Origin of the sequence: Sphingobium limneticum (genome assembly GCF_008710155.1) — a bacterium.
In the GTDB taxonomy this organism is placed as follows: Bacteria; Pseudomonadota; Alphaproteobacteria; order Sphingomonadales; family Sphingomonadaceae; genus Sphingobium; species Sphingobium limneticum.
Genome location: NZ_VYPZ01000001.1, coordinates 385,410 through 411,173, shown reverse-complemented (window position 1 = coordinate 411,173; position 25,764 = coordinate 385,410). Strand labels below are relative to the sequence as shown.

Sequence of the window (25,764 nt, the reverse complement as noted above, 5' to 3'; positions counted from 1 at the left end):
CCCGTGCAGAAGCGGCCCGGACCCATGAACCGTCACATCTTGAACCGCGCACCCAGTTGGATGGTGCGGCCGAAATGCAGCTGCTCATAATTGCGATTGGCGTCCAGATCGGTGTAGCGGTCGCGATAATCGTCGGTCAGGTTGATCCCTTCCAGCGACAATTCAAGTCCCTCGGTCAGCTTGTAGCGCACAGACGCATCGACATTGACCGTGCTGTTATAGCCTTCGAACACATTGCCCGTCCCGCTATTCTGGTCGATATAGCCGCTGCGATAGCTGGCCGACACGCGGGCAGAGAATTTGGCGTCCTCATAATAGAGCGTGCCGTTAAAGGCGCGCTTGGACAGGCCGAACAGGGTCGCGTTGCGGACCGAGGCGATATTGCCACCTCCGGGCACGATCGCCGGGCCGGACACGGTGTAGTTGGCGCTGGAATCCACGAAGGTCGCATTCACGATCCCGCCAAAATGCGACAGGAAGCCGGGCAGGAAGGTGAAGGGCGCCTGCACCGACAGTTCGATCCCCTTCAGGCTGGCGCCCGTGCCGTTGACGATGGTGCTGATCGCCCAGCCTTCCGTCCGTTCCGGCTGGAGCGCGGCGGGCGAGCTGGGCGGGATGACCGACAAAGGCAGGCCAGTGGACGCGAAGGTGCCGGTGATGGTCTGGCTGATCGGGAAGCTCTGTACATCCTTCTTGAACGCCGCGACGGAAAAGACCGACTGTGGCGCGAAATACCATTCGACCGCCACGTCATAGGCCGTGGCCCGGAACGGATCGAGGAACGGATTACCGAAGCTGACCCGATAATTGAAGCCATCGACCGATCCGCCCGGCGTCAGATTGCCGAGCGACGGGCGCGTCACCACGTCCGCCACCGACGCGCGCACGATCACGTCGCGATGCGGGAAGAAGGCGATGTTGGCGGCGGGCAGCCAATCCTCATAGGATCGCGACACGCTGACCATCGTGCCATTGTTGAGGCCGCGCGAGCTTTGCTCGGTCTTCACATAGCGGATGCCGGCATTGGCGGCATATTCCAGGCCGAAAATCTCACCCTTGGCATCGAACTGGATATAGCCGCCGGTGGTCTTTTCCACCACGCCGCGGGTATTGCCGGCATCGACCGTCAGCGCCCGCTCATATAGTTTGGTATAGTCGGTGCCCGCCGCCAGATTGGGGACCAGCCATTGCGTCGTCGTGCCCGCCGGCGCGCCCGCGCCCTTCAGCGTGAACAGCTCCGCCAGCGCCGACGTCACCGGCAGGCCGTAGATGGCGCTCGGCCCGAAGGCGCTGCTGGGCGAGCAGTTGACCGTGCCCAGCACGCGGTCGACACCGCCATTGCCACACACCACGGTGTCGCGGGTGAAGCCTTCGGTATCGAAGGAGAAGCGGCGATAGAGCGCGCCCGTCTTCACCGTGAACCCCTCTGTCACATCCCATTCGGTGCGCAGTTGCGCGGTACGGAACTTGTTGACGGTGGAGGATGGCCGGTCGCGGATTTCGGCCAGCTGGAAATTGGCCGGGTTGGTGACGCTGGTGCCGAAACTCAGCACCGGCCGGCGCATATTGCTATAGTCGTAGCTGTAGCCCTGCGCATCGCGATCGTCGAACACCAAGGTCGTTTCGACCGGGATCGACGCATCCGACTTGGAAAAACCGCCAAGCAAAGTGAAGCGGAAGGCATCGCTGACATCCTGATCCCAGGTTCCGCCCAGCTGATAGAATTTCGTCTGCGACTTGCGCAGATAATGTTCGGTGCGGACCCAGGCGTCGTTCAGCGTCGCCGACACCATATTGCCCTTGCCGTCATAGACCGGGTTGACCACGTCGATCGACCGCTCGTTGGATCGGAGCAGCACTTCGCCCCATTTCTCCTCGCGCGTCTCGCGGAAGCGGGAGAAGAGGCCGTCGATCGATACCTTGGTCGCGTCGGACGGCGCCCACTGGATCGACCCGGTCACGCCCAGCCGCTCGCGTTCCTGGGCAATTTCGCCATAGCGTGGGATGCGCGGGTGGAAGGCGAGCGCCGCCTGATCGCAGGCCGCGACCCGGCCGTTGGTATAGACGCCGCCTGCATTGGCCACGCCCGTGTTGCTCGCAGCGCTTTGGTAGAAACAACGCGTGCCATTGACGCTGTCGAACCGGGCCTGCGACCAGCGCACCGTATTGTTGCCCATCTGCTTGGTGTCGAGCTTGGAATAGGCGGCGGACAGCGCCACGCCCCATTGCCCGTCAGCCGACTTCCAGGACATGAGGCCCGCCAGACGCGGTCCCCATTTCTTGCTCAGGTCATTATAGGAACCGGTCGCCGAGCCGACGAAGGTGAAGCCGTCCTTGCCCGCCAGAGGATTGCCGGTGTTGAGGTCCACCACCGCGCCAAGCGAGCCTTCGTCCAAAGAGGCCTCAGCCGTCTTGTGCACCACCAGCGAACTGAACAGCTCCGACGCGAAGACATTGAAGTCGAAGGCGCGGTCGCGGTTGGAACTGGCGCCGTCGGTCGAGGTGGCGACCGTTTCCAGCCCGTTCACGCGCACGCGGGTAAATTGCGCGCCCAGACCGCGGACGGTGATCGCGCGCCCTTCGCCGCCATCGCGCTGGATCGAAATGCCGGGAATACGCTGCAAGGATTCCGCCAGATTCTGGTCGGGGAATTTGGCGATATCCTCCGCCACGATCGCATCGACCGATCCCACCGTCTGTCGCTTCAGGTTGATCGCCGCGCCCAGCGACTGGCGAAAGCCGGTGACGACGATATCGGCCGCTTCATCGCCGACGGCCGCCTGTGGCGCCGGATCGACCGGCCCTGCGTCCTGCGCCAGCGCCGCGCCCGGCATCGCCAGCAGCATGGCGGCCAGCGACGTCCCTGCCAACCAGGACCGCTCGCCCCTTGTGAATTGCTTTGCACGCATCAGCTTTCCTCTCCCTTTCCCACTATGCCCGCACGCCGGCGATGGAGCCGGTCGTGCGTCATGGTCCTGCCGGGATCATGCCCGGCCCATCGCCCGTCGCCTTTTCAGCGATCACGACCATGGTTGGAAACCGGTGTCATTGATGCGCGTGCTGCGACGGACTGTCAATATGATCCGGAGCAACAGACAGGACGTATCTGATATAATATTGAATATAATAGCAAATTATGGGGGCGGGCCTCGAGTTTTTCCTCAGGGCACAGCTGATTGGCGCTGGCTCATTCACCTTAATCGGACACCGGTGTCAAAAATTCTTGCAGCCATATCGTCACGATGCCAATAATGTACGGATAGGAGAGAAAAGTCATGACCCTGCCTTCGGCCACGCCATCTCTTGCTCTGCTGGGTGCGCTCGCATTGCTCCCCATTGTGCCCGCCATGGCCGCACCGCCCACCGCCAACGTCAAAGCCGGACAGGCCGACACGAACCAGAGCAGCGCCCTCGCCTTTCCCGGCGCAGTCGGCTGGGCCGCCACCACCCCCGGCGGACGGGGCGGACGCATCATTCGCGTCACCACCCTCGCACCCGACGGCCCGGGCAGTTTCAAGGCCGCGCTGGAGGCAAAGGGCCCGCGCATCATCGTGTTCGAAGTGGCTGGCATCATCGATTTAGGCCGCGAAACGCTGAAAATCACCGAACCCTATGTCACCATCGCCGGCCAGACGGCGCCGTCGCCCGGCATCACCCTCATCAAGACCGGCATCGACATCGCGACTCATGATGTCGTGATGCGCCATATCCGCATCCGCACCGGCGTCGATGGCCAGCCCAAGCTGAGCGGTTGGGAAGCCGACGCCCTGTCCACCGTGGCCGCCCATCATGTCATCATCGACCATTGCAGCTTCACCTGGGCGATCGACGAGAATATGTCCGCATCCGGCCCGCGCTTCGAGGGCAGGACGCCGGACGATTGGCGCAAGGGCACCAGCCACGCCATCACCTTCTCCTACAATATCGCGGCAGAAGGCCTAGCCGACGCCAGCCACCCCAAGGGCGAACATAGCAAGGGCACGCTGATTCACGACAATGCCAGCCAGATCATGATCTGGCGTAACATCTATGCCCATAACAAGGAACGCAACCCGCTGGTGAAGGGCGGCGGCCAGGTCGAACTGGTCAACAATATCCTTTATGATCCGGGCGAGCGGGCGGTCCATTATAATCTGATGGCGCTGGAATGGGGCGATCATCCCTATCAGACCGGCAAGATATCGGCAGTCGGCAATGTCCTGCGCGGCGGCGTGTCGACCGCTCCCGGCATGCCGTTCCTGACGCTGGGCGGCGACGGCGACCTCGACTATCATGGCAAGGATAATATCGCCGTCGATAAATTCGGCCAGCCGCTGCCGATGTTCGGCCGCTATGGCGAAACCCGCGCGAAGCTGAACGAATTGCCGGCGCCGCCCATCTGGTGGCCCGGGACGCAGGTTCTGCCGACGCGTGATGTCGAAACCCATGTGCTTGGCCATGCCGGCGCCCGCCCCTGGGACCGCGACGCCGACGATCTGCGCGTCCTCTTCTTCGTGGCCGAAGGGCGGGGCGAGATCATCGATGATGAACGGCAGGTCGGCGGCTATCCGAAAATGGCGCAGACGCGTGCCCCCTTTGTCGAGGCCGACTGGAATCTCGACACGATGGAGCCGAAATCGGGTCGCTATCCGGGGCAAAAGGCGGAGATTGCCGAACATCTGTCGGACCGCGACAAGATGATGCGGCAGGGCGAGCCGGGAGGGAAGAAATGACCATCCTGCCGCTATTGCTGGCCGCCGCGGCCGCTACCTCTGCTGCGCCGCCCATGGCGGTGATCGACGAGAAGGACGTCGCGCGCGAAGAAGCCACACCCCATGGCAAGATCGGCATGAGCACCGCCTATCGTATCAGCGACGCCGTGCCCCAACCGCGCCGCATGGAGTTCCGCAAGCGAATCCTGCATGTCGGCGCCGCCATCGGCCTGCACCCCATCGCCCATGACGAGGTCTATTATGTCCTGTCGGGCACCGGCGACGTCAGTTCCGACGGCCAGACCCGCAATCTGACCCCCGGCATGGCCGCCTATCTCTACGATGGCGCCGTCGTGGGGATCAAACAGACCGGCCGCGAACCGCTGGCGTTGATTATTGCCTATCCTGTGAAGGAGTGAGGATAAGTGGCTTGGGGAAGTTCCGCTTTTTAGCGCGCGCATGCTGGGCCAGTGTCGCCAGCACCCTGTCCTATCCAGCCCCATAATGCCATGATGCGCGGTGTCGGCGCGCAGCAGCCAAGGCTGCCCCTGTCGCGATCAACCACGATGGTTGGCAATAAAATATCCGACATAGGATATGAAATGTCGAAAATTGCGGGAAATGTGCGAAGTTAAGCGTGGGATTTCCTGTCAGCTGCCCGGCTGGATATAAGGTACCTGCGCGAATATTTCCCGTTCCCAGCCGCGCGGATCGTCAGCCATATGGCTGTCGATGTCGAAGATCATCGTGGATCGTCGGTCCAATCGATATGGCGTCCAGTCCGCCAGACCCGCGCCATTGGGATCGCCCCGTAGCGCGAACGCCAAAAAGCGATCCATCATCGCCGCCGATGCGGCCCGCGCACCCGCTCCGGTCCCGGTAAAGGAACCCGGTGCGTCCAGCGTGCCGAAGGCCAGCGCGATATCCATGGTGTGCGGTGCACCCCGTCGGGGTTGGGTCGGCGACTGGAAATCGACCTGATAAACCCAAGTCGGCGCGGCGGCCCGCGCCCTCGCCTCCGCCTCGATCACCTGCCCCGGCCAGCTGCGCCCGGCCGTGGTCGCGGCGTAGAAGATGCGCTCCGCAGACCAGTCGGGATGATGCGCCCGATATTGCGCGACGATCCATTCCGGAGGCAGGTCCATGCGCAGTTCGCCAGCCATCCGGCCGGGCAGGTTGGCCCAGTCCAGCCCCCTTATCAGCGGCCCGTCCGGGTCGATGAAGGCGCGCGTCTCGTCCCGTGTATTGCCCAGCATCATCGGGATGGCATTGCCTTGCGGCGCGGCATCGGGCCAGAAAGGGTGTCGCTTCAGCCAGCGCATGTCCAGCACCGGCCCCATATATAGACCGCCGCCCAATATCGGATCGACAGCATCCAGCCCGTCTATCAGACGCGCGACCGGCATGGTCAGCAACGGCGTCAGATCGGTCGGCGACACGCCCAGTTTCGTCAGATAGGCGGCCGTCCGCCGCGCCGCGTTGATCGGGCCGCTGGCCGTCACCTGCTGCCCGCTCATGGTGATGGCGTGGTGGAACAGCCCCTTGGCGGCGGGCATCGCCATCATCGTCGCAATCTTGGCGCCGCCGCCAGACTGGCCGAAGACCGTTATGTTCGCCGGATCTCCGCCGAAGCTCGCAATATTCTCCCGCACCCAGCGCAGCGCCAGGATCAAGTCCAGCTGCCCCGCATTGCCGCTATCGGCAAAGCGCGGATCGAGCGCAGCCAGATAGAGATAGCCCAGCGCATTGAGCCGATGATTGACCGTGACCACCACGACATCGCGCCCGGCCAGATGCCGCCCGTCATTCAGCGGATCGACCACGCTGCCGTTGGAATAGGCGCCGCCATGGATATAGAGCAGCACCGGGCGTTTCGCCTGCCGCTGCGTCCCCGGCGTCCAGATATTGAGGAAAAGACAATCCTCGCTGGTCGCGGCCTGCATGGCTTTTTGTGGGCAGGAGGGCGCGAAGGCGACGGCCGGCCTCACATCTCGCCAAGGTGCGGGCGCGATCGGTGCACGGAACCGGCGTGCTGCGGTATTCTGCCCGTAACGGACCCCGCGAAACACATGCAGCCCGCCTTCCCGCACGCCCCTTATCCGGCCATGGCTGGTGGTGACGACCGGATCGGATGCCGCCGCAAAGGCTGGCGATGCCATCAGGGTCAGCCCCGCGCCGATGAAGCCCCGCCGATTGGGCATGCCTCTCTCCTCTCCCGTGTGTTCACATCAGCGCGCGAGCCACCCGCCATCGACGGCCAGCACATGGCCATGGATATAGTCCGCCGCGCGCGACGCCAGGAACACCGCCGCGCCGCCGATATCGCTGGCCTCGCCCCAGCGCCCGGCCGGGATGCGCTCCTGTATCTGCCGGTTGCGCGTCTCGTCGGCCTGCAAGGCGGCGGTGTTGTTGGTCGCGATATAGCCCGGCGCGATGGCGTTGACGTTCACGCCCCTGGCCGCCCACTCGTTCGCCAGCAGCTTCGTCAGTCCCCCCGCCCCGCTCTTGGACGCGGTATAGCTTGGCACCCGGATCCCACCCTGGAAGGACAGCAAGGACGCGATGTTGACGATCTTGCCGCTGCCTTGCGCGATCATGTGCCGACCCGCCGCCTGACAGAGGAAGAACAAAACTTTAAGGTTGGTGTCGATCACCGCGTCCCAGTCCGCTTCGGTAAAGTCGACGCTGTCGGCCCGGCGGATGATCCCGGCATTGTTGACCAATATGTCGAGCCCGCCCAGTTTCTCGATCGTCTCGTCCACCACCCGCTGCACCGGCTCGATGCTGCTGAGATCGGCCGATATGATGTCCGCCCGGCGACCCAGCGCACGGACCTGCGCTACCGTCTCTTCCGCCGGGGTGCGCCCCACCGCCGCGATATTGGCGCCCGCCGCGGCCAGCGACAGCGCGATCGCCTGGCCGATACCGGTATTGGCCCCGGTGACGATCGCCACCTTGCCGGAAAGATCGAAGATTTGGGTCATGGACTATTCTCCGCATCATCCCCGCGAAGGCGGGTATCCATCTCCTGACCAAGCCACAGATCGCACGACCGGGAGATGGATTCCCGCCTTCGCGGGAATGACGGCAAGGGGGTTAGGGAGGCGGTCGATTACGCCAGCTGGCAGATATCCAGCACGTTCATGTCGGTATAATCCTGGTTCTCGCCCGCCATCGCCCAGATAAAGGCATAGGCCTTGGTGCCCGATCCCATATGCACAGACCAGGGCGGTGATATCACCGCTTCCTCGTTCGCCATGACGATGTGCCGCATCGCTTCGCCTTCGCCCATATAGTGGAAGACGCGGTCGCTCGGCCCGTCCAGTTCGAAATAGAAATAGATCTCGCTGCGGCGCTCATGGATATGCGGGGGCATGGTGTTCCACACCGAACCGGGCTTGAGCACCGTCAGGCCCATCACCAGCTGCGCGCTCTCGCAGATGCCGGGGATGACCATCTGATAGATCGTCCGCTCGTTCGATTCCTCCAGGGAGCCGCGTTCCAGCGTGGTCGCATCCGCCACCGAGATCAGCTGCGTCTTGAACTCCTTATGCGCCGGGCAGGAGGCGAGATAATAGCGCGCGCCAGCCCCCGCAAATTCAACATCCTTCGCGCCCATCGTCACATAGAGGCAATCCTTGTTGCCCAGCGTGAAGACTTCGCCATCGACCGTGACCGTGCCGGTGACGCCGCCGACATTGACGATCGCCAGTTCGCGCCGCTCAAGGAAAGGATGGCCCGCCGCAGAAGCCGGCTCGCTCTGCGCCGGCAGCGTCACCGGCGCATCCACCACCGCCACGCCGCCGATCACGAACCGTTCGGCATGGGTATAGTTCAGCACCACCTCACCATCGCGAAACAGCCCGCCGATCAGATAACGATCCCGCAATTCATCGTTCGATACGCACTCCATCATATCGGGATGCGTCGCATAATAGGTCTTCTCGAACATCTGAATCTCCTCTCCGCCATGCCCCATTGGACACCGGTGTCATGAAGCGGCGATATCAGCTTGTCGCTGGCGGTGCAACCGATCCGCGTCGGATCAATGTCGAACTGAACATCGACGGCTCGTTGACTTCTGCATCTTCGCCGATGGCGGTGCCGATCAATTTGAGCGCGGCGGCGCGGCCCATGGCGACGATCGGCCAGCGAACCGTGGTCAATGGCGGCCAGACGCGGGTCGTGACCGGCGTATCGTCGAAGCCGATGATCGACAATTCTTCCGGCACGGCGATCCCGCGCAGGCGCGCGGCATAGAGGACGCCGGCCGCCATCTCGTCGTTGCTGGCGAAGATCGCGGTCGGTCGAGGTGACAGGTCGAGCAGGCTTTCGGACGCGGACAGACCCGATTCGAACGTATATTGGCCGTCCGCTACCAGGCTGCGTGGCAGGCTGATCCCGGCCTCTTTCAACGCCAGTTCAAAACCTTCCCGCCGCTCCTGCGCGGAGCGAAAGCCGTGCGGCCCGGCGATCAGACCAATCCGTCGATGCCCCTGCGCGATCAAATGGCGCACCGCATCGGCCACCGCCTCCCGATCGTTCGACGCCACCATATGCTCAGGATCGTCCAGCACGGCCGAACCCATGCGGACATAGCGACACCCTTCCTCATCCAGCATGCGCGCCAGCGCGTCATTTTCCGACATGGGCGGCAGGATGACCACGCCGAACAGGCGCTGGCGCGTCACGAAGCTGCGAATATCCTCCATCACCAGATTGGATCCGCGATCGACCGGCCGAATCACGAGTTCGAATTCCGTGCCGTGCAGCGCTTCCAATATCCCCTTCTGCATGCTGAGGATCATCTGGACGTTGGGATTGTCGTAGACCAGGCCGATCAGGAAATTGCGCCCCAGCGCAAGCGCGCGCGCCTGCGGATTGGGGACATAGCCGGTATCGCGGATGATCGTTTCCACCCTGTCGCGGGTTTCCCGGTTCAATAGCGGCGAACGGTTTATCACCCGGCTGACGGTCTTTTTCGACACGCCGGCCATGCGGGCGATGTCGTTGATCGTCAGCTTGGGCGCCTGCCCCTCATCCTGCTTCTGCTTTGCCATGCCGCCTTATACCGCACAATCGATGCGACGCCAGAAGCGTCCGCTTGCCAATGACACCGGTTTCCATTACCGCATAGGCAAATGACAGAAAAGGACGTTCCATGAACGCAAGCAACGGAGCAGGGACCATCGCGGACCGTTTTCTGGCCGCACGTCGGGCCGCAACGGGCCTGACCGACTATCCCGGCACCCCACCGGAAACGCTGGATGCGGGCTATGATATTCAGGCACAAGCCATGGCGCGGGTAACGGAACCGGTTGCCGGCTGGAAGGTCGGGCGCATATTGCCGCCGCTGGATGCTCGCTATGGCTGCGACCGGCTCGCCGGACCGATTTTCGCCTCGACGGTAGCGCAGGTGGATGGGCTGGCGACCGGCCTTGTCTTCGCCGAAGGGTTCGGCGCGGTCGAGGCGGAATTTCTGTTTCGGATCGGTAAAGCCCCCGCCCCCGATCAGCGGCAATTCACGCTGGAGGAAGCCGCCGACCATGTCGATGCCGTGCATATCGGGATCGAGATTGCCAGTTCGCCCTTTCAGGGCATCAACGGTCATGGCCCGGCAGTGACGGTATCCGATTTCGGCAATAATAACGGCTTGCTGATCGGCCCGGCCGTACCCGACTGGCACGATGGCGCCTATGCACAACAGCGGATCGTTACTCGCATCGACGGGGTGGAGATCGGCGCAGGCACGGCCGCGGCCTTCAACCATGGCGCGATCGGATCGGTGCGATTCCTGCTGGAAAATCTGGCGCAGCGCGGCATCGCGGTCGAAGAGGGCTGGTGGATTTCCACCGGCGCGGTTACCGGTGTCCATCCTGTCAGACCCGGGCAGCAGGTGGAAACGGATTTCGGCCCGCTTGGCACCCTGAACTGCCGGATAGAAGCCCAGCCAGCGCGATAAACAGCGGACGTCAAGAGCCGCAACAGGAGCAGGATGATGAAGGACATACAGATCGAGGATCGCCCGCCGACCCGTTATCGCTGGGTCGTGGTCGCGCTGTTGTTCGCGGCGACCGCGATCAACTATGTCGATCGTCAGATGATCGGGGTGCTGAAACCCACTTTGTCGGCGGAAATGGCCTGGTCCGAAACGGATTATGCCAATATCGTCTTCTGGTTCCAGGCGGCTTATGCGGTCGGTTATCTGGGCTTCGGCCGGATCGTCGATCTGGTCGGCGCACGCTTTGGCTATGCCATCGCCGTCGTCATCTGGACCATCGCCCATATGGCGCATGGCGGGGTGCATAGCGTCACCCAGTTCGCAATGGCGCGCTTTGGTCTGGGCGTCGGCGAATCCGGGAATTTCCCGGCGGGGATCAAGGCGGTGACCGAATGGTTTCCGCAAAAGGAACGCGCCTTCGCCATCGGCCTGTTCAACGCGGGGGCCAATATCGGCGCGATCGTGACGCCGCTGCTGGTGCCCTGGCTGACCGTCGCCTATGGCTGGCGGGTCGCTTTCTACGCTACCGGGATTTTCGGCGTCCTCTGGCTGATCGCCTGGCTGGCGCTCTATCGCAAGCCTGAGGCCCATAAGAAGATTTCGGCCGAGGAACTGGCCTATATCCGCCAAGATCCGGCCGATCCGGTCCAGCCGATCGGCTGGGGCCGCCTGATCACCGTCAGAGAAACATGGGCCTATGCCATCGGGAAATTCTGTATCGACCCGATCTGGTGGTTCTTCCTCTTCTGGCTGCCCGGATATCTGGGTACCCGTTATGGCCTCGACCTGCTGAGCTTCGGGCCGCCGCTGGTTGCCATCTATTTACTATCGGACCTGGGCAGCGTTGCGGGTGGATGGATGTCCGGCCGTTTGATGAAGGCGGGCAAGAGCGTCAATGCCGCGCGCAAGCTGACCATGTTGCTGTGCGCCTGCGCAGTGCTGCCGGTCTTCTTTGCCCAGTCGATCGACAATCTGTGGGTGGCGGTGCTGATCATCGGCATAGCGACGGCGGCGCATCAGGCTTTCTCGGCCAATCTCTACACATTGCCGTCGGACCTGTTCCCGCGCGGTGCGGTGGGATCGGTCGTGGGCATCGGCGGCACGGTGGGCGCGATGGGCGGCATGGCGATGGCCAAATATGCCGGCTATGTGCTCGACAGTATCGGCAGCTATACGCCGCTGTTCGCCGTGGCGGCGAGCGCCTATTTCGTGGCGCTGGCGGCCGTGCACCTGCTCTCGCCCCGACTGGAGCGGGTCAGCGTCGCCAGTGAATGAAGGCAAGGCCCGCTGCGTCCTGCGGCGGGCCGGACAATAGGAAAGGCCTGCCTTAACTTCGCATATTTCCCGTAAATCCTGAAATATCGATGCGACGATAGGATATTATATTAACAGGCTGGCGCTGTGTCCTCTGGATCGTCCATATCCCGGATGGTGCGCTGTAGGACAGCCTGCACTTTGCCAATCAGTCCGCCAGCAGGCCATAAAAGGCGCGGGCCGCGCCCTCGAACAAACGGGCGCGGCCGTCCGCGTCGAGCGGGCCGGCAAGTCGCACTGTGGCGTCGACCCAATCGCTATACCGATCGCCCATCTGCAAAAGCACCGGCCAGTCGCTGCCCCACATCGTCCGGTCGCCAAACTGCGCCAGGATATGCGCGACATAGGGCGCCAGCGCATCGGCCGACTGTCCCGGCGCCTGCTCCGTGCGCAGGCCCGACAGCTTGCACCAGATATTCGAAAAGCGCGCCAGTGCGGCGAGGTCGTCACGCCAGGGATCGAGACGTCCTTGGGCCGCGAAAGGCTTGGCGCCATGGTCGATGACGATCGGCAGGTCCGGCCAGCGTTGGGCCAGACGGCCGATCGCCGGCAAATGACGAGGCTGCACCAGCGCGTCGAAGCGCAAGCCATGGGTCAGCATCGCGTCGATCGCAGGGGCACAGGCGTCCCGCAAAATCCAATCGCTGTCGTCCATGCTCTGCAACATCGGACGCAGGCCGACCAGCTTGGGATGCCGGGCCAGTTGCGCGATCCGGGCGGGAGCGCCGGCATCGTCCAGCGCGACCCAGCCCACGACAGCCAGAATGGAAGTATCCTCGGCAGCCAGTGCGAGCATCCAGTCGGTGTCGCGATCGTCCGGTTGCGATTGCACCAGCACGGTGCCGACCAGATCCAGCCCGTCCGTCGCCGCGCGCAGGTCGGTCGGCAGGAAGTCGCGGTGAATCAATGGCCAGCCTGCATCGGGCCAGGCTTGCCCCGGTCCCCCTATCCGCCAATAATGGTGATGCGAATCCAGGATGCGCGGCCGCGCGGTGCGATGCTCATCCATGTCTCTCTCCACCCAGCTTCTTGTGCGCCAATTCCACTACATAGGGCATCGGAATGATGGTAGCGCAATCATTTATGCCAGTTCGTCGAAAATTCATCTGAAAGGACGCCACACATGAAATTATGCCGTATCGGGGATGCCGGTCAGGAACGCCCTGCTCTGGTCGATGGCGATGGTTATATACGCGATCTGTCGGCCCATGTCGCCGATCTGGACGGCGCGGCAATCGGTCCGGAGGGATTGGCGCGACTGGCCGCCATCGATCCGACAAGCCTGCCCCTGATCGAAGGGCCGGTCCGCTATGGTCCGCCGGTCGCCGGCACGCGACAGTTCGTCGCCATCGGCCTCAACTATGCCGACCATGCCGCCGAATCGAACCTGCCGATCCCGGCCGAACCGGTCGTGTTCAACAAATGGGTCAGCTGCATTCAGGGCCCGAATGATCCCGTCACCATTCCGGCCGGATCGCAAAAGACCGACTGGGAAGTCGAGTTGGGCGTCATCATCGGCAGCACCGCCAATAATGTGAGCGAAGCCGACGCCCTGAACCATGTTGCGGGCTATTGCGTGGTGGACGATGTGTCCGAGCGCGCGTGGCAGATCGAGCGCGGCGCGACATGGGACAAGGGCAAGGGTTTCCCGACCTTCGGCCCGGTGGGTCCGTGGCTTGTCACCGCCGACGAAGTGGGCGATCCGCAGGCGCTGTCCATGTGGCTGGACGTCAATGGCGCGCGCAAACAGGACGGCAGCACGAAGACGATGATCTTCACCGTCGCGCAGATCGTCGCCTATGTCAGCCAGTTCATGACGTTGCTGCCCGGCGACATCATCACCACCGGCACGCCGCCGGGCGTAGGGCTGGGGCAGAAGCCGGAGCCCTGGTATCTGAAGGCCGGTGACGTCGTCAGCCTTGGCATCGAAAAGCTGGGCGAACAGAAGCATCAGTTCGTCTGATTTGATCCGCGCCGGCCTTTCCCGTCCGTCAGGAAAGGAATCGCCGGCGCCGCCTTCCATTGGCCTCGCCACCTCAAAATACTCCGCATGTTGAAACCATATTGCAAATAGTGGAATAGTCTTTAGCCATGCACCTAGGCCGGTGAAGCTGGTCAGCAGGAGAGGAGATGGCTGTGCGCACATGGGTCGGCATGAGGAAAGTCTACACGCTGGCGACGGTTCTGGCGTCGATCGGCGCAGCCCACGCGGCGCCGCGCGCCGTGACGCCGCTGCCCGACGGCTGGCGTTTCATCCAGGCCGATCCGGAAGGCGCAGAGACGGCGACGCTGGACGATGCGTCATGGCAGGCCGTCACCGTGCCGCACGACTGGGCCATCGCCGGCCCGTTCGACCCCAATGCGAAAGCCGCTGGCGAGAATGGCTTCCTGCCGAGCGGGGTAGCCTGGTATCGCAAGCCGCTGACCCTGACGCCCAAGCCGGGGCGGCGCTATTATATCGAATTTGATGGCATCATGGAGCGTAGTGGCGTCTGGGTGAATGGCCATCATATCGGCTATCGCCCAATGGGCTATGTCAGCCAGCGTTACGACCTGACCCGACATCTACGCGCGGATGGCCGCAACGTTATAGCAGTGCGTGCGGACACGTCCGCTGCGCCGTCTTCGCGCTGGTATACAGGATCGGGCATCTATCGTCCTGTCCGCCTGATCGAAACGGGGGATGTGCATATATCGCAGGGCGGCGCCTATGTCCGGGCGACGGCCATCAGCGACAGCCAGGCGACCATTGCCGTCACCGCAGATGTGCAGAATGATAGCGGCGATGCGGCGCAGGTGAAGATCGAACTGGTCTTGACCGATCCCGATGGCCGCGAAGTCGCCCGGACCGTGACGACGGCCGCCAGCGTGGCCGCCGGTCGTACGGTGATCGTTCCGGTCGAGGTCGCGCTGCCCCGCCCGCGTCGTTGGGACATCAGCGATCCGGCGCAATATCACGCCGCCATTCGGGTGCTGGCCGCCGATGGCACGCTGCTCGATAATGAGGATGTGCGCTTCGGCGTGCGCGAAGCCCGGTTCGATCCCGCAACCGGATTCTGGCTGAATGGCCGCAATTTCAAGCTGAAGGGCGTGGCGCTGCATCATGATGGCGGCGCGGTAGGGGCTGCCGTACCGCTGGCGGTGTGGCGCCAGCGACTGACGACGCTCAAGGCGCAGGGCGTCAATGCGATCCGCACCGCCCATAATGTACCCAGCCCCGAATTTCTCGACCTGACCGACGAACTCGGGCTGATCGTGATGGACGAACTGTTCGACCAGTGGAATGTCGCCAAGACGCCGGAGGATTATCATCTCTTCTTCGGCGACTGGCATAAGCGAGATACGTTGGACATGGTACGGCGCGACCGCAATCATCCCAGCATCGCCCTGTGGAGCGCGGGCAACGAAATCCACGACACCGCCTATCCGGTACAGGCCAAGGCGGCGCTGCGCAGCATATTGGACATCGTCCATGCCGCAGATCCGTCACGCCCGGTGACGATGGCGCTATTCCGACCGAACGTGACCAAGGATTATGACAATGGGCTGGCCGACATGCTGGACGTCGTCGGGCAGAATTATCGCGAAAATGAGCTGATCGCGGCCAGCAAGCAGAACCCCAAGCGCAGCATCGTCGGCACCGAAAATGCCCATAATCGCACCAACTGGGTGCCGGTGCGCGACTATGCGCCCTTTTCGGGCATGTTCCTTTGGACCGGCATCGACTATCTGGGCGAGGCGAACCGGTCGGGCTGGCCCAATATCCAGAATCCGGCGGGTCTGCTGGATCGCACCGGCCGCCAGAAGATCAGCGGCATGGAGCGTGAAAGCTGGTGGTCGGACAAGCCGGTGCTGCATGTCGTGCGCAATGCCGATCCGGCGGCGGCCGGTCCGTCGACCGATGGCGCGGGCGGGCCGAACCAGCCCGTGCTGCCGACGATGATCGCCGTCGCCACGCCCAAGCCAAAGGTCGCCCTGTTCGACGACTGGACGCCGCAGGATCGCAGCCCGCATGACGAGACGATCGAGGTCTACAGCAATTGCCAGCAGGTCGAGGCGTTTATGAACGGCCGTTCGCTCGGCTCCTTGCCGATCCATCAGGATGCCTCGCCGCGCCGCTGGGCGGTGCGTTATGCGCCCGGCGAAGTGCGGGCCACCTGTCGCGATCCGGGCAGCGAGGCGGTGTCCGACAGCCTGCGGACCGCGGGCAAGCCGGTGCGCGTCGAATTGACGCCGAACGCGCCGACCGTCGGGTCGACGTTCGACGACATGGTCTATGTGCGCGCGCGGGTGGTGGACGCGAACGGCATCACGGTTCCCTCCGCCAGCCACCGCCTGCATTTCACAGTCAAGGGCGCGGGACAGTTGATTGCGACCGACAACGGTTCCTCGGTCGATCATACCCCCTTCCCCTCGCCCGATCGTGCTGTGCAGGACGGGCTGGCGGTCGCGCTGGTCCGGGGCGCGGGCAAAGGGCGCTTGACCGTCACCGCCACCGCCGACGGCCTGAGGGCCGGTAGCGTCGATCTGGCTACCACCCGGTGACGATATCATTCGCATCGTCGCGCCGCGGTGCGATGGCCGGTGCTCTCTCCCTCCTATCGCTGCGACCGGGATGGGCCGCGACGTCGCTGGATGATGTCGAGGCGAAGGCCAGAGCCATTGCGAACGCCATCCAGCCGCCGCGAATCCCGCACCGTCGCTTTCCGATCGCCGCCTTCGGTGCGGTGTCGGACGGGCGAACGGACGACAGCGGCGCCATCGCCCGCGCCATCGCCGCTTGTGCCGCAGCAGGTGGCGGCCGGATCATCGTGCCGCGTGGGGTAACGTTGACTGGTCCCATACGCCTGGAATCGCGCATGGAACTGCATGTGGCCAAGGGCGCACGGCTGACGTTCATCCCCGATCCGGCCAGATATCTTCCACCCGTTCATACGCGTTGGGAAGGCGTGGAATTGATGGGCTATCAGCCGCTCATCCATGCGTTCGAGGCGGAGGATATCGCGCTGACCGGCGACGGCGTAATCGACGGATCGGCGGACGACCGGACATGGTGGCCCTGGAAAGGCCCCTGGGCGGGGCGCTATGGCGACACGCCGGACAAGGAACGACAGGCCGCCGATCGCGCACGCCTGTTCGACATGGCCGAACGTGGCGTGCCGGTGGCCGAGCGCATATTCGGCGAGGGCAGCCGGCTGCGTCCCTCCTTCTTCCAGCCCTATCGTTGCCGCCGGGTGCTGATGGAGGGTATCAGGGTGGAGGCCGCGCCCTTCTGGCAGGTGCATCCGGTCGAATGTACCGACGTCACCTTCCGCCGCGTCACCTGCGCCAGCCATGGGCCGAACAATGACGGGATCGACCCGGAATCCTGCAACGGCGTATTGATCGAACAGTGCGTGTTCGACACGGGCGACGATTGCATCGCCATCAAGGCGGCGCGCAATGCGGACGGGCGGCGATTGGGCAAGCCCTGTGAGAATATCGTCATCCGCCATTGCCTGATGAAGGATGGCCATGCCGGCGTTGCCATCGGCAGCGAGCTGACCGGCGGCGTGCGCAATGTCTTCATCCATGACTGCCGGATGGACAGCCCGAACCTGACCCGTGCGCTCATCATCAAATCGAACAGCTATCGCGGTGGACTGATCGACCATATCCATCTGCGCCGTATCCAGGCCGGCGCAGTGGACAAGGCCTTCATCCAGATCTGGATGCTTTATGAAGAAGGCGACGGCGGCGGCCATGTGCCGCAGGTCGCCCATGTGTCGGCGCGCGATTGCGTGATCGGATCGACCGAGCGGGTGCTGATCGTGCGCGGCCTGCCCGACGCGCCGATCCACGACCTGCGGCTGGTGAATATCCGCGTGGGGCGAGAAGCCAAGCCGTCCGTGACCGTGGACGTCGACCCGCCGACGCTGGACAATGTTGTCGTAGGCGGGCGGCGCTGGACGCAGGATTATCTGCGCAGCCTGCCCGGCGCCGACAGCATAAGCTGCGACAAATGGGCGGTGTGCCGATAGACGCCAGCCCTAGTCAGGCACGATCGCCATGTCGTAGACGACGACTTTCTGCCACAGCCCTTCGCAGGATTTCACGAAGGCCTGATGGATCGGGTGATCCTGATAGCTTTTCTGATCCTGCGCATTGTCGAAGAACATGAGTTCCGACACATCATAGCTGGAATCGACGACGTCGCGCTTTTCGGTGCTGGCGGGGACGCCGATTTCCAGCCTGCGGATGACGGGGATATCGCGCAATGTGCGCAGCCCCGCGATCAATCGGTCGCGATCCGCCTGCGATCCGGGTTGTTTCAGCCAGAAAAAGACATGATGCACCAATTGCGGCTGACCCGCCGCCTTTGCCGGCGTCAGCGCCATACCCGCACCACCCAATGCCACCATGGCTGTCCATTCCCTTCTGCTGGCCTTCATTGCCTCACTCCTTCATAGATTCATGTTCGGGTGCCGCCGCCACGGATTGGCGCTCGACAATGACATGGTCGAAAAGCTCGTCGCTGATGATCGTCTGCTCGGCCCCCTTGCCCAGCGCCGCGATCAGGCATTGGGTCGCACGAAACGCCATCTCCTCGACCGGCTGACGCACCACGGTCAGCGGCGGAAAGATGCGCGAGGCAAGGATGGTATCGTCAAAGCCCGTCACCGTCAGATCGCGCGGCAGGCGCAGCCCGATAGTCTGGGCATGGGCGATGACGCCGGCGGCCAGATCGTCGCTGCTACAGATGATGGCTGTGGGCCGATCCGGGTTGGACAGCAGCGACTGTGCGGCCGCGATGCCCGACAGATAGTCGAAGTCGCCATGCTCGACGATCAATGCCGCATCTTCGGACAGGCCATGCCGGGCGAGCGCCGCGCGAAAGCCGTCGAGACGCGCGGCGACGACGCTATAGGGATCGGGACCGGCGATATAGGCGATCCGCCTGTGGCCGTTGGCGATGACCCGCTGCGTTATGGAGAGCATCGCCGCGTGATTGTCGATACGGACGGTGGTCACGTCCGGCATGGCCATGCCGGTCGCGATCGTCGCCAGCGGTACGCCCAGCGACGCAAGGGCGGCCGAACCGCTCAGCTGTTCGGCAAAGGGCGGGACGAGCAGCAGCGCATCCGCCCCGCTGCGCACCAGATCCTGCGCGATCCGTTCGGCACCGTCGCGGGCGACATCCTCACCATCGCGCAGGATGAGTTGCAAGCCATGGGCATTGGTGGCCCGCAGCGAACCGACCAACACCGCGTCCAGAAAGGGCGTGCGCCGATCGTAGATCAGGCCCACGGTCGTCGCCCGCGCCTTGGCCAGGCGGCGGGCGGCAAGGTTGGGGACATAGCCGAGGTCCGCGATCGCCGCCTGCACCGCCTCGATCGTCGCTGCGCCCGCGCGACCGGCACCGTTGATGACGTTGGAAACGGTCATGGCGGACACACCGGCCCGTTCCGCCACTGCGCGGATGGTCACCCCCCTTTGCCGTCGTCTTACCGTCACATCCATGTCCCCCTCGCCCCTCCTGATAGCGCCTTGTCGATCGCGTCATAGTGGCGAAAGGGACGGGATGTCGTTCAGACCGTGCCGGCCTTCAACCCCTTGACCGCATGATCCACGGCGCGCGCTGTCAACGCCATGAAGGTGAGCGAGGGATTGACGCAGCTGATCGACGCCATCTGGGCGCCGTCGGTGACGAACAGGTTGGACGCGTCATGCGCCTGGCTCCATTTGTTGAGCACCGACGCGCGGGGATCGTCGCCCATGCGTGCGCCGCCCATTTCATGGATGGCGTCACCGGGCACATGTTCCCGCACGCTGCTTTCGACATTTTTGAGGCCGGCGGCGCGCAGCATCTTTTCGCCCTGTTCGCGGGCGTCGATCATCATCCGCTGCTCATTTTCGCGGAAGGTGACGTTGAACCGCATCAGCGGGACGCCGAACCGGTCGGTCTTGTCCGGGTTCAGCGCGACATGATTGTCTTCGTAAGGCAGGCATTCGCCGAAGGCGCCCATCTGGAATTTCCAGCCGCTGTAACGACGCATGCCCTGCTTCATCGATGCGCCGAAGCCGACCGGCTTGGACGGTTCGCGATAGGCGGCACCCTGATAGCCATAGCCACGCTTGAAGCCGACATCGCCATCCTGACCATTGTTGCGGAAGCGCGGGACATAGACGCCGCCGGGACGGCGACCGAATTCGATAAATTCCTCCATGCCGGGAATGTCGCCCTTCACGCCGACGCGGAAGATATGGTCCATGACATAACGGCCCAGCGTGCCGCTGGAATCGAAATGGCTGCGCGTCCCGTCCGGCTGGCGGGAGTTCATGAGGATCTGCACCGAGCCGAGGGTCGAGGCGTTGAGGAAGACCAGCTTCGCGGTCACCGTTTCGGCCTGGCCCGTCTTGGTGTCGACGAAGCGCACGCCCGTCACCTTCTTGGTCGCCGGATCATATTCGAGGTTGGTGACGACCGCATCGGAGCGCAGCGTCAGCCGCCCGGTCGCCCGCGCCGCCGGCAGCGTCACCGCCTGGGTCGAGAAATAGGCGCCGAAGGAACAGCCATTGCCGCACTGATTGCGGACCTGGCATTTGGTGCGGCCCTGTTCCGGCTTGTCTTCGGTCATGTTGGACAGGCGGGCGTTGATCATCTTGCGGCCGGGAAATTCGCTTTCCAGCCGCTGCTTCATCCATTTTTCCGCGATATTCATGGGCATGGGCGGCTGGAACTGGCTATCCGGCAGATAAGGCAGATTCTCGCGCGAGCCCGATACGCCGGCATATTTTTCGACATAGTCGTACCACGGCACAAGGTCGTCATAGGTGATCGGCCAGGCGCCGCCGATACCATCGCGCTTGTTCGCCTCGAAATCGGCAGCGCTCCAGCGGAAGCTCCAGCGCCCCCAGATCAGCGACTTGCCGCCGACGGCGCCAGGGCGAATCCAGTAGAATTTGCTGCCCTCCTCATAATCATAGGGGTTCAGCCGGTCGTTATTGTAGAAAGCCTGGTTGCTGGGCTGAACATAGCCGTGCTTGGCGATGAAATAGTCGCTTTCCCGCAGGGCGTCGGGCATGATGTTGCGCGCCGGCACGTCAAAGGCGGGGCGACCGTCATAGGTATAGCCTTCGCCATGTTCGACCATGTGGCCGCGATCCAGCATCAGGACGCGCAGCCCTTTTTCCGTCAATTCCTTGGCGGCCCAGCCACCGCTGATGCCCGTACCGATGACGATCGCATCGAATCTGTCCGTCGAAGCCATATGATCCTCTCCCAAGGATGGAGTTTTTAAAAGCGCAGACCGCGCAGCGTCTGGAAGCTTTTGGTGATGTCGGGGATGAAGGGCGCCGGGCACTGGTCATTTTCGACATAGAAATGCCGCACCCCGGCCACCGCGTTCAGCTTGAACAGGCTGGCGAAGTCGATCGTGCCCGCACCCACCGCCGTCATGCTGCGATCGGCGCGCATATCCTTCACATGATAGGCATAGATGCGGCCGGCAAGACGCTTGATCAGCGCCTGCGCATCCTCCCCGGCATGGATCGCCCAGTAGAGATCCAGTTCGATCTTCACCAGTGCGGGGTCGCAGGCCTTCAATAGCCGGTCGAACAGGCTGACGCCATCGGGCTTCACGGTAAATTCGAAATCATGATTATGATAGGCAAAGCCAAGGCCGGCCGCCTTCAACTGCGCGCCGAAGCGGTTGATATTGACCAGCGCCGCGTCCCACGCCGCCGCGTTGCGATGCTTGTCCACCATATAGGGCAGGATGACCGTGTCCGCGCCCAGCGTCTTGGCCATGGCGACGCTGGCGTCGAAATCGCCGAGCAGCGCGTCATAGCCGATATGCAAGGACGGGCTGGTCAGGCCGAGACGATCCATCGTCTTGCGCAGCAGCTTATGGTCCATGGCGTCATAGCCGCCACCGCCATATTCGACCTCCCGATAGCCGACCTTCGCGATCTTCTCCAAGGTCGCCACCGGATCGGCGGAGAAAAGCTCCCGCACGGTATAGAGTTGCAGGCCGACCTTGCGAAGCTGCGCGGCCTGCGCGTCGCCGGCAAGGAAGTTCTGGCTGGCGAGCGCGGCAAGGCCACCTGCGCCCAGCAGCATGGAGCGACGGTTCATGATCATGCGGAATAGACCTTGTTGACCTGAGCATAGGGGAAGGCGCCATTATATTCGCCGGGTACGGGCAGATATTCGCGTTCCTGCGTGATGCCGATTTCCGACGTATAATAGCCGGTGATGACCAGTTGCCGGAACGCTTCGAAAAATTCGATGCCGTTTGGCAGCGCATCGTTCATCGCCAGCGTCAGCAGCGCATCCTGCTGTTCCGGCTTGGTATCGACGGCGGGCAGCTTATAGTCCTGGCGGCTGCGGGAATCGATTTCCGCAAGGCCCGACAGGATGGGGATGCGATCTTCCGGCAGCGCCCAGTCGGCCAGCAGCTTTTCGATATAGGCGGGCACGCCTGCCGCGATGGCACCGGGCGTGTCTGTGGTCGGCAATATGCGCTCGCTCAGCGCCGTCATCAGCGCGCGCTGGTCGGGCGTGAAGACCTGGATGCTGGGTGCGCCCTCACTGATCACGCCGGCCGGCGCGAGGCCTGCGGCGCGGGCGAGCGGCGCAAAAACCTGCGCGCCGAATAGGGCGAGTACGCCGGCCAGCGCCTGTCTGCGGTCCATCATTGTCCTGCCCCCTTATTGTCCTGTGCGATGGCGTCCTGCGGCAACGGCCGGACCCAGATGTTACGGAACGACACCGGCGAGTCATGATCTTGAAGCTGGATCGGCGCCTTGTCGCCATGCGCCTGATATTGGGCAATCGAGCGCCATTTTGTGGTGCCCAGCATCGCCTGATGATTTTGCACCATCACACCGTTGAGTAGCACGGTGACATAGGCCGGGCGTGCGACGCTGCCGTCCGCAGCAAAGCGGGGCCGCTCGAAGATGATGTCGTAGCTTTGCCATTCGCCCGGCTTGCGCGACGGGTTCACCAGCGGCGGCTTCCACGCATAGACCGCGCCGACCGTGCCATCGGCATAGGTCGGGTTCTGATAGCCGTCGAGAATCTGCACCTCATAGCGTTGCATGAACCATATGCCGCTATTGCCGCGATCCTGCGAACTTTTGGTCGGCGGGTTGGGCGAGCGAAATTCCAGATGGAACTGGACGTCGCCAAATTCCTGCTTGGAAATGAGGGCGTTTTCGCCGCCGCTCTCCGCGCGGGACGGAATCGTCATCACACCCTTCGCCACGGTCCAGGGCTTGCGCTCGCTGCGCCAGGCGTCGAGCGATTTCCCGTCGAACAGGATGATCGCGTCGGACGGCGCGCCGCCCGGTTGCGCGGCCGGCGTGACGACCGTGGGGGCCGGACGATCGGGATCATGGACATGCCACTTGCCGCCGGGCAGGATCGGTGTGTCCTTGAAACCCAGCTTTCCGGGTTTGTCCTGCGCATGGACCAATGTGCCCGCCATCAGGCCGACCGCCATTGCCACGCCGATAGGAATGGGTTTCATCCTCTCGCCTCCTCCTCTTTTATGCTTTGTCGATGGCGCGATAGGCGGCGATCAGTCGATCCTCGCCCTCGCGCCCGGCTACCGAATTGCCATGTTCCATGCCGATCACGCCGCCATAGTCGCGGCCGCGCAGCCAGCGGACGATGTTGGCATAGTTGATCTCGCCCGTGCCCGGTTCCTTGCGGCCCGGATTGTCGCCGAACTGGATATAGCCGATCTCTTCCCAGCAGGCGTCCAGCGTCGGGATCAGGTTTCCCGACTGAATCTGTTCATGATAGAGATCCGCCAAAATCTTGACGCCAGGGCTGTTGGCGCCGCGCGCGACGGCATAGCCCTGCGCGATCGACTGCATGAAGACGCCGGGATGATTGGTCCGGGTGTTGAGCGGCTCCATCACCAGCGCAAGGCCATGGGGCGCAACGATATCGCCGGCGCGGCGCATGCAGTCGATGATGCGGGCAGTCTGGATATCCTGCGGCAGCTTGCGATCCATGAAGCCGGTGACGACGGTCGCGTGTTTGGCGTTCAGGCGTTTGGCGACCTCGACCGAACTACGGACATCGGCCAGGAAAGCTTCGCGCTCGGCATCGTCATTGCTACCCAAGAGTGGGCGGAAATCGGCCCATTTGGGCATGGAGGCGACGAAGACGCCCATGGTCATGCCGCGCTGCGCGAGCGCCTTTGCCATGGCTTCCTGCTGTGCGACGGGGCGGCTGCGCGCTTCATTGTCTTCCCAAGCGGTAAACCCCTGATCGGCGGCGTAGGCGATCTGTTCGAGCAGGCCACCCCGGCTGGCGAAGCTGCCCTCATGCGGGGCGTAGGCGAGCGAGAAATGGGCGGCGTTGGAACGGCCCTTTCCGGCGGCGGCGATGGCGGGGGCTGCTGCGGTCGCAAGGCCGGCCGCGATCATCGCGCGGCGCGACAGGCTCATGCCGCGCGCTCCGTCACGCGCGCTGCCCGGCGATCGGCGCGCCGTTCCGCCAGCCAGACGCCGCCGAAGACGACCAGCAGGATCAACGGCACGAAGGTCAGGCGGGCGAAGGACTGCGATGCGGCGGCATCCTCGACCGTGCGCAGCGCTTCGCCGGTCAGGCGGGTGAAAGCCTCGGGACCGCCGGCAATCTCCACCTTCGCCTGGTCGAACATTTCGCCCAGGCGCGGCAGGACGAAGAAGCTGGCCAGCGCGCCGGCCGATCCAACCAGCCCCAGCGCCCAGGCATCACCGCGCGGATAGCGTTCGGCGACCGAAGCCAGCATGGTCGGCCACATGGCGCAGACGCCAAGGCCCCAGACGGTCGAAGCCAGGATCGCGGAAACCGGCGATTGCGCCTGCGACAGCAGGAACAGGCCGATCGCGGCGAGCAGGCTGGACACCCAGAGCAGACCGGGGTTGGACAGGCGGCCAGCGATCCGCCCCGCAAAATGGCGGAAGACGAACATCAGCGCGCTGACATAGACCAGCAGCAGGATGCCGCGCATGCCCACGCGATTGCTGAGCGCGACGTCGATCCACTGGCCCGGCGCCAGTTCGGACGAAGCGGTCAGGAACATGGCGCCGAACCAGATGAAGAAGCTGGGGCGGCGGACGACTTCCAGCATCATTTCCTTCATGCCGGCGTCGCCCACGGCCTTGGGCGTTTCGGGGAATGTCGTGGTCGCGGCGATCAGGATGACGCCGATGGCGGGCAGATAGGCAAGACCCATAATCGCCTGCCACGGCAGGGCGGATGCCAGAAACACGCCGGCCAGCCCGCCGACGATCAGGCCACCGGGATACCAGGCGTGCAGCACATTGAGGCGATGGGTCGTGTCTTCGGGATAGAGGCGCGCGGTCAGCGGATTGATGGACGCTTCGGCAAAGCCCCAGCCGATGCCGGACAGCAGCATGCCGAGCCACACCAGATGATAGACCGCCATGCCGCTGGCAAAGGCGCCCGCGCCCACGATCAGCGTCGTGCCGATCAGGAAGGCGACGCCGCAGCCGATCAGGACGCGGCGGATGCCGAGCGTGTCGAGAAACGCGCTGACCACGAAAACCGTGATCGAAAAGCCGAGAAAGGCCGAGCCGAGCGCTGCGCCGATCATCTCACCCGCCGCGATCGGTGCGATCGGGTCGATCCATTCCGCCTTCAGGCTGCTTGCCACCGCCGCGCGCAAAGAGGCGCTCATCGACGCGGTGAACAGCGCCAATACGCTCAGCCAAAATAGCCTTTGCCGGTTTATGCCCGTCATGCCCGTTCCTCTA

At 63.6% G+C, this 25,764-nt stretch carries 21 protein-coding genes; 7 read left to right on the top strand and 14 right to left on the bottom strand.

Annotation, left to right across the window (positions count from 1 at the left end; translation table 11 throughout):
• Nucleotides 1-32: 32 nt before the first annotated feature.
• Nucleotides 33-2,909 (bottom strand): TonB-dependent receptor, encoded by a 2,877-nt coding sequence (locus F4U94_RS01600; protein ID WP_120253060.1) that lies wholly within the window; start codon nt 2,907-2,909, stop codon nt 33-35.
• Nucleotides 2,910-3,347: 438 nt separating this feature from the next.
• Here F4U94_RS01600 and F4U94_RS01595 point away from each other — a divergent pair, with 438 nt between their 5' ends.
• Nucleotides 3,348-4,712, top strand: a complete 1,365-nt coding sequence (locus F4U94_RS01595) for a pectate lyase family protein (RefSeq protein WP_120253061.1) — start codon at nt 3,348-3,350, stop codon at nt 4,710-4,712.
• Nucleotides 4,709-5,110 (top strand): cupin domain-containing protein, encoded by a 402-nt coding sequence (locus tag F4U94_RS01590; protein ID WP_172598872.1) that lies wholly within the window; start codon nt 4,709-4,711, stop codon nt 5,108-5,110. The genes F4U94_RS01595 and F4U94_RS01590 overlap by 4 nt, the downstream gene beginning before the upstream one ends.
• A 231-nt stretch (nt 5,111-5,341) precedes the next feature.
• On the opposite strand, the gene F4U94_RS01585 is transcribed toward F4U94_RS01590, so the two are convergent.
• The 4 genes from F4U94_RS01585 to F4U94_RS01570 all read right to left on the bottom strand — a co-directional run bounded on the left by F4U94_RS01585 (nt 5,342) and on the right by F4U94_RS01570 (nt 9,751).
• Nucleotides 5,342-6,892 (bottom strand): carboxylesterase/lipase family protein, encoded by a 1,551-nt coding sequence (locus F4U94_RS01585; protein WP_120253062.1) that lies wholly within the window; start codon nt 6,890-6,892, stop codon nt 5,342-5,344.
• A 27-nt stretch (nt 6,893-6,919) separates the two neighbouring features.
• On the bottom strand, nt 6,920-7,675 hold the full coding sequence (gene kduD, locus F4U94_RS01580) for a 2-dehydro-3-deoxy-D-gluconate 5-dehydrogenase KduD (protein WP_120253063.1): 756 nt from the start codon (nt 7,673-7,675) through the stop codon (nt 6,920-6,922).
• Nucleotides 7,676-7,803: 128 nt separating this feature from the next.
• Nucleotides 7,804-8,643, bottom strand: coding sequence for a 5-dehydro-4-deoxy-D-glucuronate isomerase (kduI, locus tag F4U94_RS01575; protein WP_150411820.1), 840 nt, complete (start codon nt 8,641-8,643; stop codon nt 7,804-7,806).
• Nucleotides 8,644-8,698: 55 nt separating this feature from the next.
• Nucleotides 8,699-9,751 (bottom strand): LacI family DNA-binding transcriptional regulator, encoded by a 1,053-nt coding sequence (locus F4U94_RS01570; protein ID WP_120253064.1) that lies wholly within the window; start codon nt 9,749-9,751, stop codon nt 8,699-8,701.
• A gap of 101 nt (nt 9,752-9,852) precedes the next feature.
• On the opposite strand from F4U94_RS01570, the gene F4U94_RS01565 reads away from it, so the two are divergent.
• Nucleotides 9,853-10,653 carry a 2-keto-4-pentenoate hydratase gene (locus F4U94_RS01565; RefSeq protein WP_120253065.1) on the top strand — a complete coding sequence of 267 codons (801 nt, stop codon included), beginning with the start codon at nt 9,853-9,855 and terminating at the stop codon, nt 10,651-10,653.
• A gap of 33 nt (nt 10,654-10,686) precedes the next feature.
• Nucleotides 10,687-11,967, top strand: coding sequence for an MFS transporter (locus tag F4U94_RS01560; protein WP_120253066.1), 1,281 nt, complete (start codon nt 10,687-10,689; stop codon nt 11,965-11,967).
• Between the two features lie 187 nt (nt 11,968-12,154).
• Here F4U94_RS01560 and F4U94_RS01555 read toward each other — a convergent pair whose 3' ends face one another.
• Nucleotides 12,155-13,015 carry an amidohydrolase family protein gene (locus tag F4U94_RS01555; protein WP_120253067.1) on the bottom strand — a complete coding sequence of 287 codons (861 nt, stop codon included), beginning with the start codon at nt 13,013-13,015 and terminating at the stop codon, nt 12,155-12,157.
• Between the two features lie 114 nt (nt 13,016-13,129).
• Here F4U94_RS01555 and F4U94_RS01550 point away from each other — a divergent pair, with 114 nt between their 5' ends.
• The 3 genes from F4U94_RS01550 to F4U94_RS01540 all read left to right on the top strand — a co-directional run bounded on the left by F4U94_RS01550 (nt 13,130) and on the right by F4U94_RS01540 (nt 18,026).
• Entirely contained in the window at nt 13,130-13,969 is an 840-nt protein-coding gene (locus F4U94_RS01550) for a fumarylacetoacetate hydrolase family protein (protein ID WP_150411819.1), read from the top strand.
• 167 nt (nt 13,970-14,136) lie between these two features.
• Nucleotides 14,137-16,551: a glycoside hydrolase family 2 TIM barrel-domain containing protein gene (locus F4U94_RS01545; RefSeq protein WP_232016245.1), complete on the top strand. Its 2,415-nt coding sequence runs from the start codon at nt 14,137-14,139 to the stop codon at nt 16,549-16,551.
• The gene (locus tag F4U94_RS01540) at nt 16,548-18,026 is read left to right on the top strand and encodes a glycoside hydrolase family 28 protein (protein WP_197716463.1); all 1,479 of its coding nucleotides are present in this window, start codon (nt 16,548-16,550) and stop codon (nt 18,024-18,026) included. The genes F4U94_RS01545 and F4U94_RS01540 overlap by 4 nt, the downstream gene beginning before the upstream one ends.
• A gap of 9 nt (nt 18,027-18,035) precedes the next feature.
• Here the strand turns inward: F4U94_RS01540 and F4U94_RS01535 are convergent, their stop codons facing one another.
• The 8 genes from F4U94_RS01535 to F4U94_RS01500 all read right to left on the bottom strand — a co-directional run bounded on the left by F4U94_RS01535 (nt 18,036) and on the right by F4U94_RS01500 (nt 25,751).
• Entirely contained in the window at nt 18,036-18,437 is a 402-nt protein-coding gene (locus tag F4U94_RS01535; RefSeq protein ID WP_232016247.1) for a Dabb family protein, read from the bottom strand.
• Between the two features lie 4 nt (nt 18,438-18,441).
• The gene (locus tag F4U94_RS01530) at nt 18,442-19,506 is read right to left on the bottom strand and encodes a LacI family DNA-binding transcriptional regulator (RefSeq protein ID WP_120253071.1); all 1,065 of its coding nucleotides are present in this window, start codon (nt 19,504-19,506) and stop codon (nt 18,442-18,444) included.
• A gap of 68 nt (nt 19,507-19,574) precedes the next feature.
• Nucleotides 19,575-21,257: a GMC oxidoreductase gene (locus tag F4U94_RS01525; protein WP_120253072.1), complete on the bottom strand. Its 1,683-nt coding sequence runs from the start codon at nt 21,255-21,257 to the stop codon at nt 19,575-19,577.
• 26 nt (nt 21,258-21,283) lie between these two features.
• Complete coding sequence (locus tag F4U94_RS01520; RefSeq protein ID WP_120253073.1) at nt 21,284-22,129, bottom strand: sugar phosphate isomerase/epimerase family protein; 846 nt, start codon at nt 22,127-22,129, stop codon at nt 21,284-21,286.
• Nucleotides 22,126-22,686, bottom strand: coding sequence for a gluconate 2-dehydrogenase subunit 3 family protein (locus F4U94_RS01515; RefSeq protein ID WP_120253074.1), 561 nt, complete (start codon nt 22,684-22,686; stop codon nt 22,126-22,128). Before F4U94_RS01515 ends, F4U94_RS01520 begins: the two co-directional genes overlap by 4 nt.
• Nucleotides 22,683-23,519 carry a 3-keto-disaccharide hydrolase gene (locus F4U94_RS01510; protein ID WP_120253075.1) on the bottom strand — a complete coding sequence of 279 codons (837 nt, stop codon included), beginning with the start codon at nt 23,517-23,519 and terminating at the stop codon, nt 22,683-22,685. Before F4U94_RS01510 ends, F4U94_RS01515 begins: the two co-directional genes overlap by 4 nt.
• Nucleotides 23,520-23,538: 19 nt before the next feature.
• Nucleotides 23,539-24,450 (bottom strand): hydroxypyruvate isomerase family protein, encoded by a 912-nt coding sequence (locus tag F4U94_RS01505; protein WP_120253076.1) that lies wholly within the window; start codon nt 24,448-24,450, stop codon nt 23,539-23,541.
• Nucleotides 24,447-25,751 (bottom strand): MFS transporter, encoded by a 1,305-nt coding sequence (locus tag F4U94_RS01500; protein WP_120253077.1) that lies wholly within the window; start codon nt 25,749-25,751, stop codon nt 24,447-24,449. Before F4U94_RS01500 ends, F4U94_RS01505 begins: the two co-directional genes overlap by 4 nt.
• Nucleotides 25,752-25,764 lie beyond the last annotated feature (13 nt).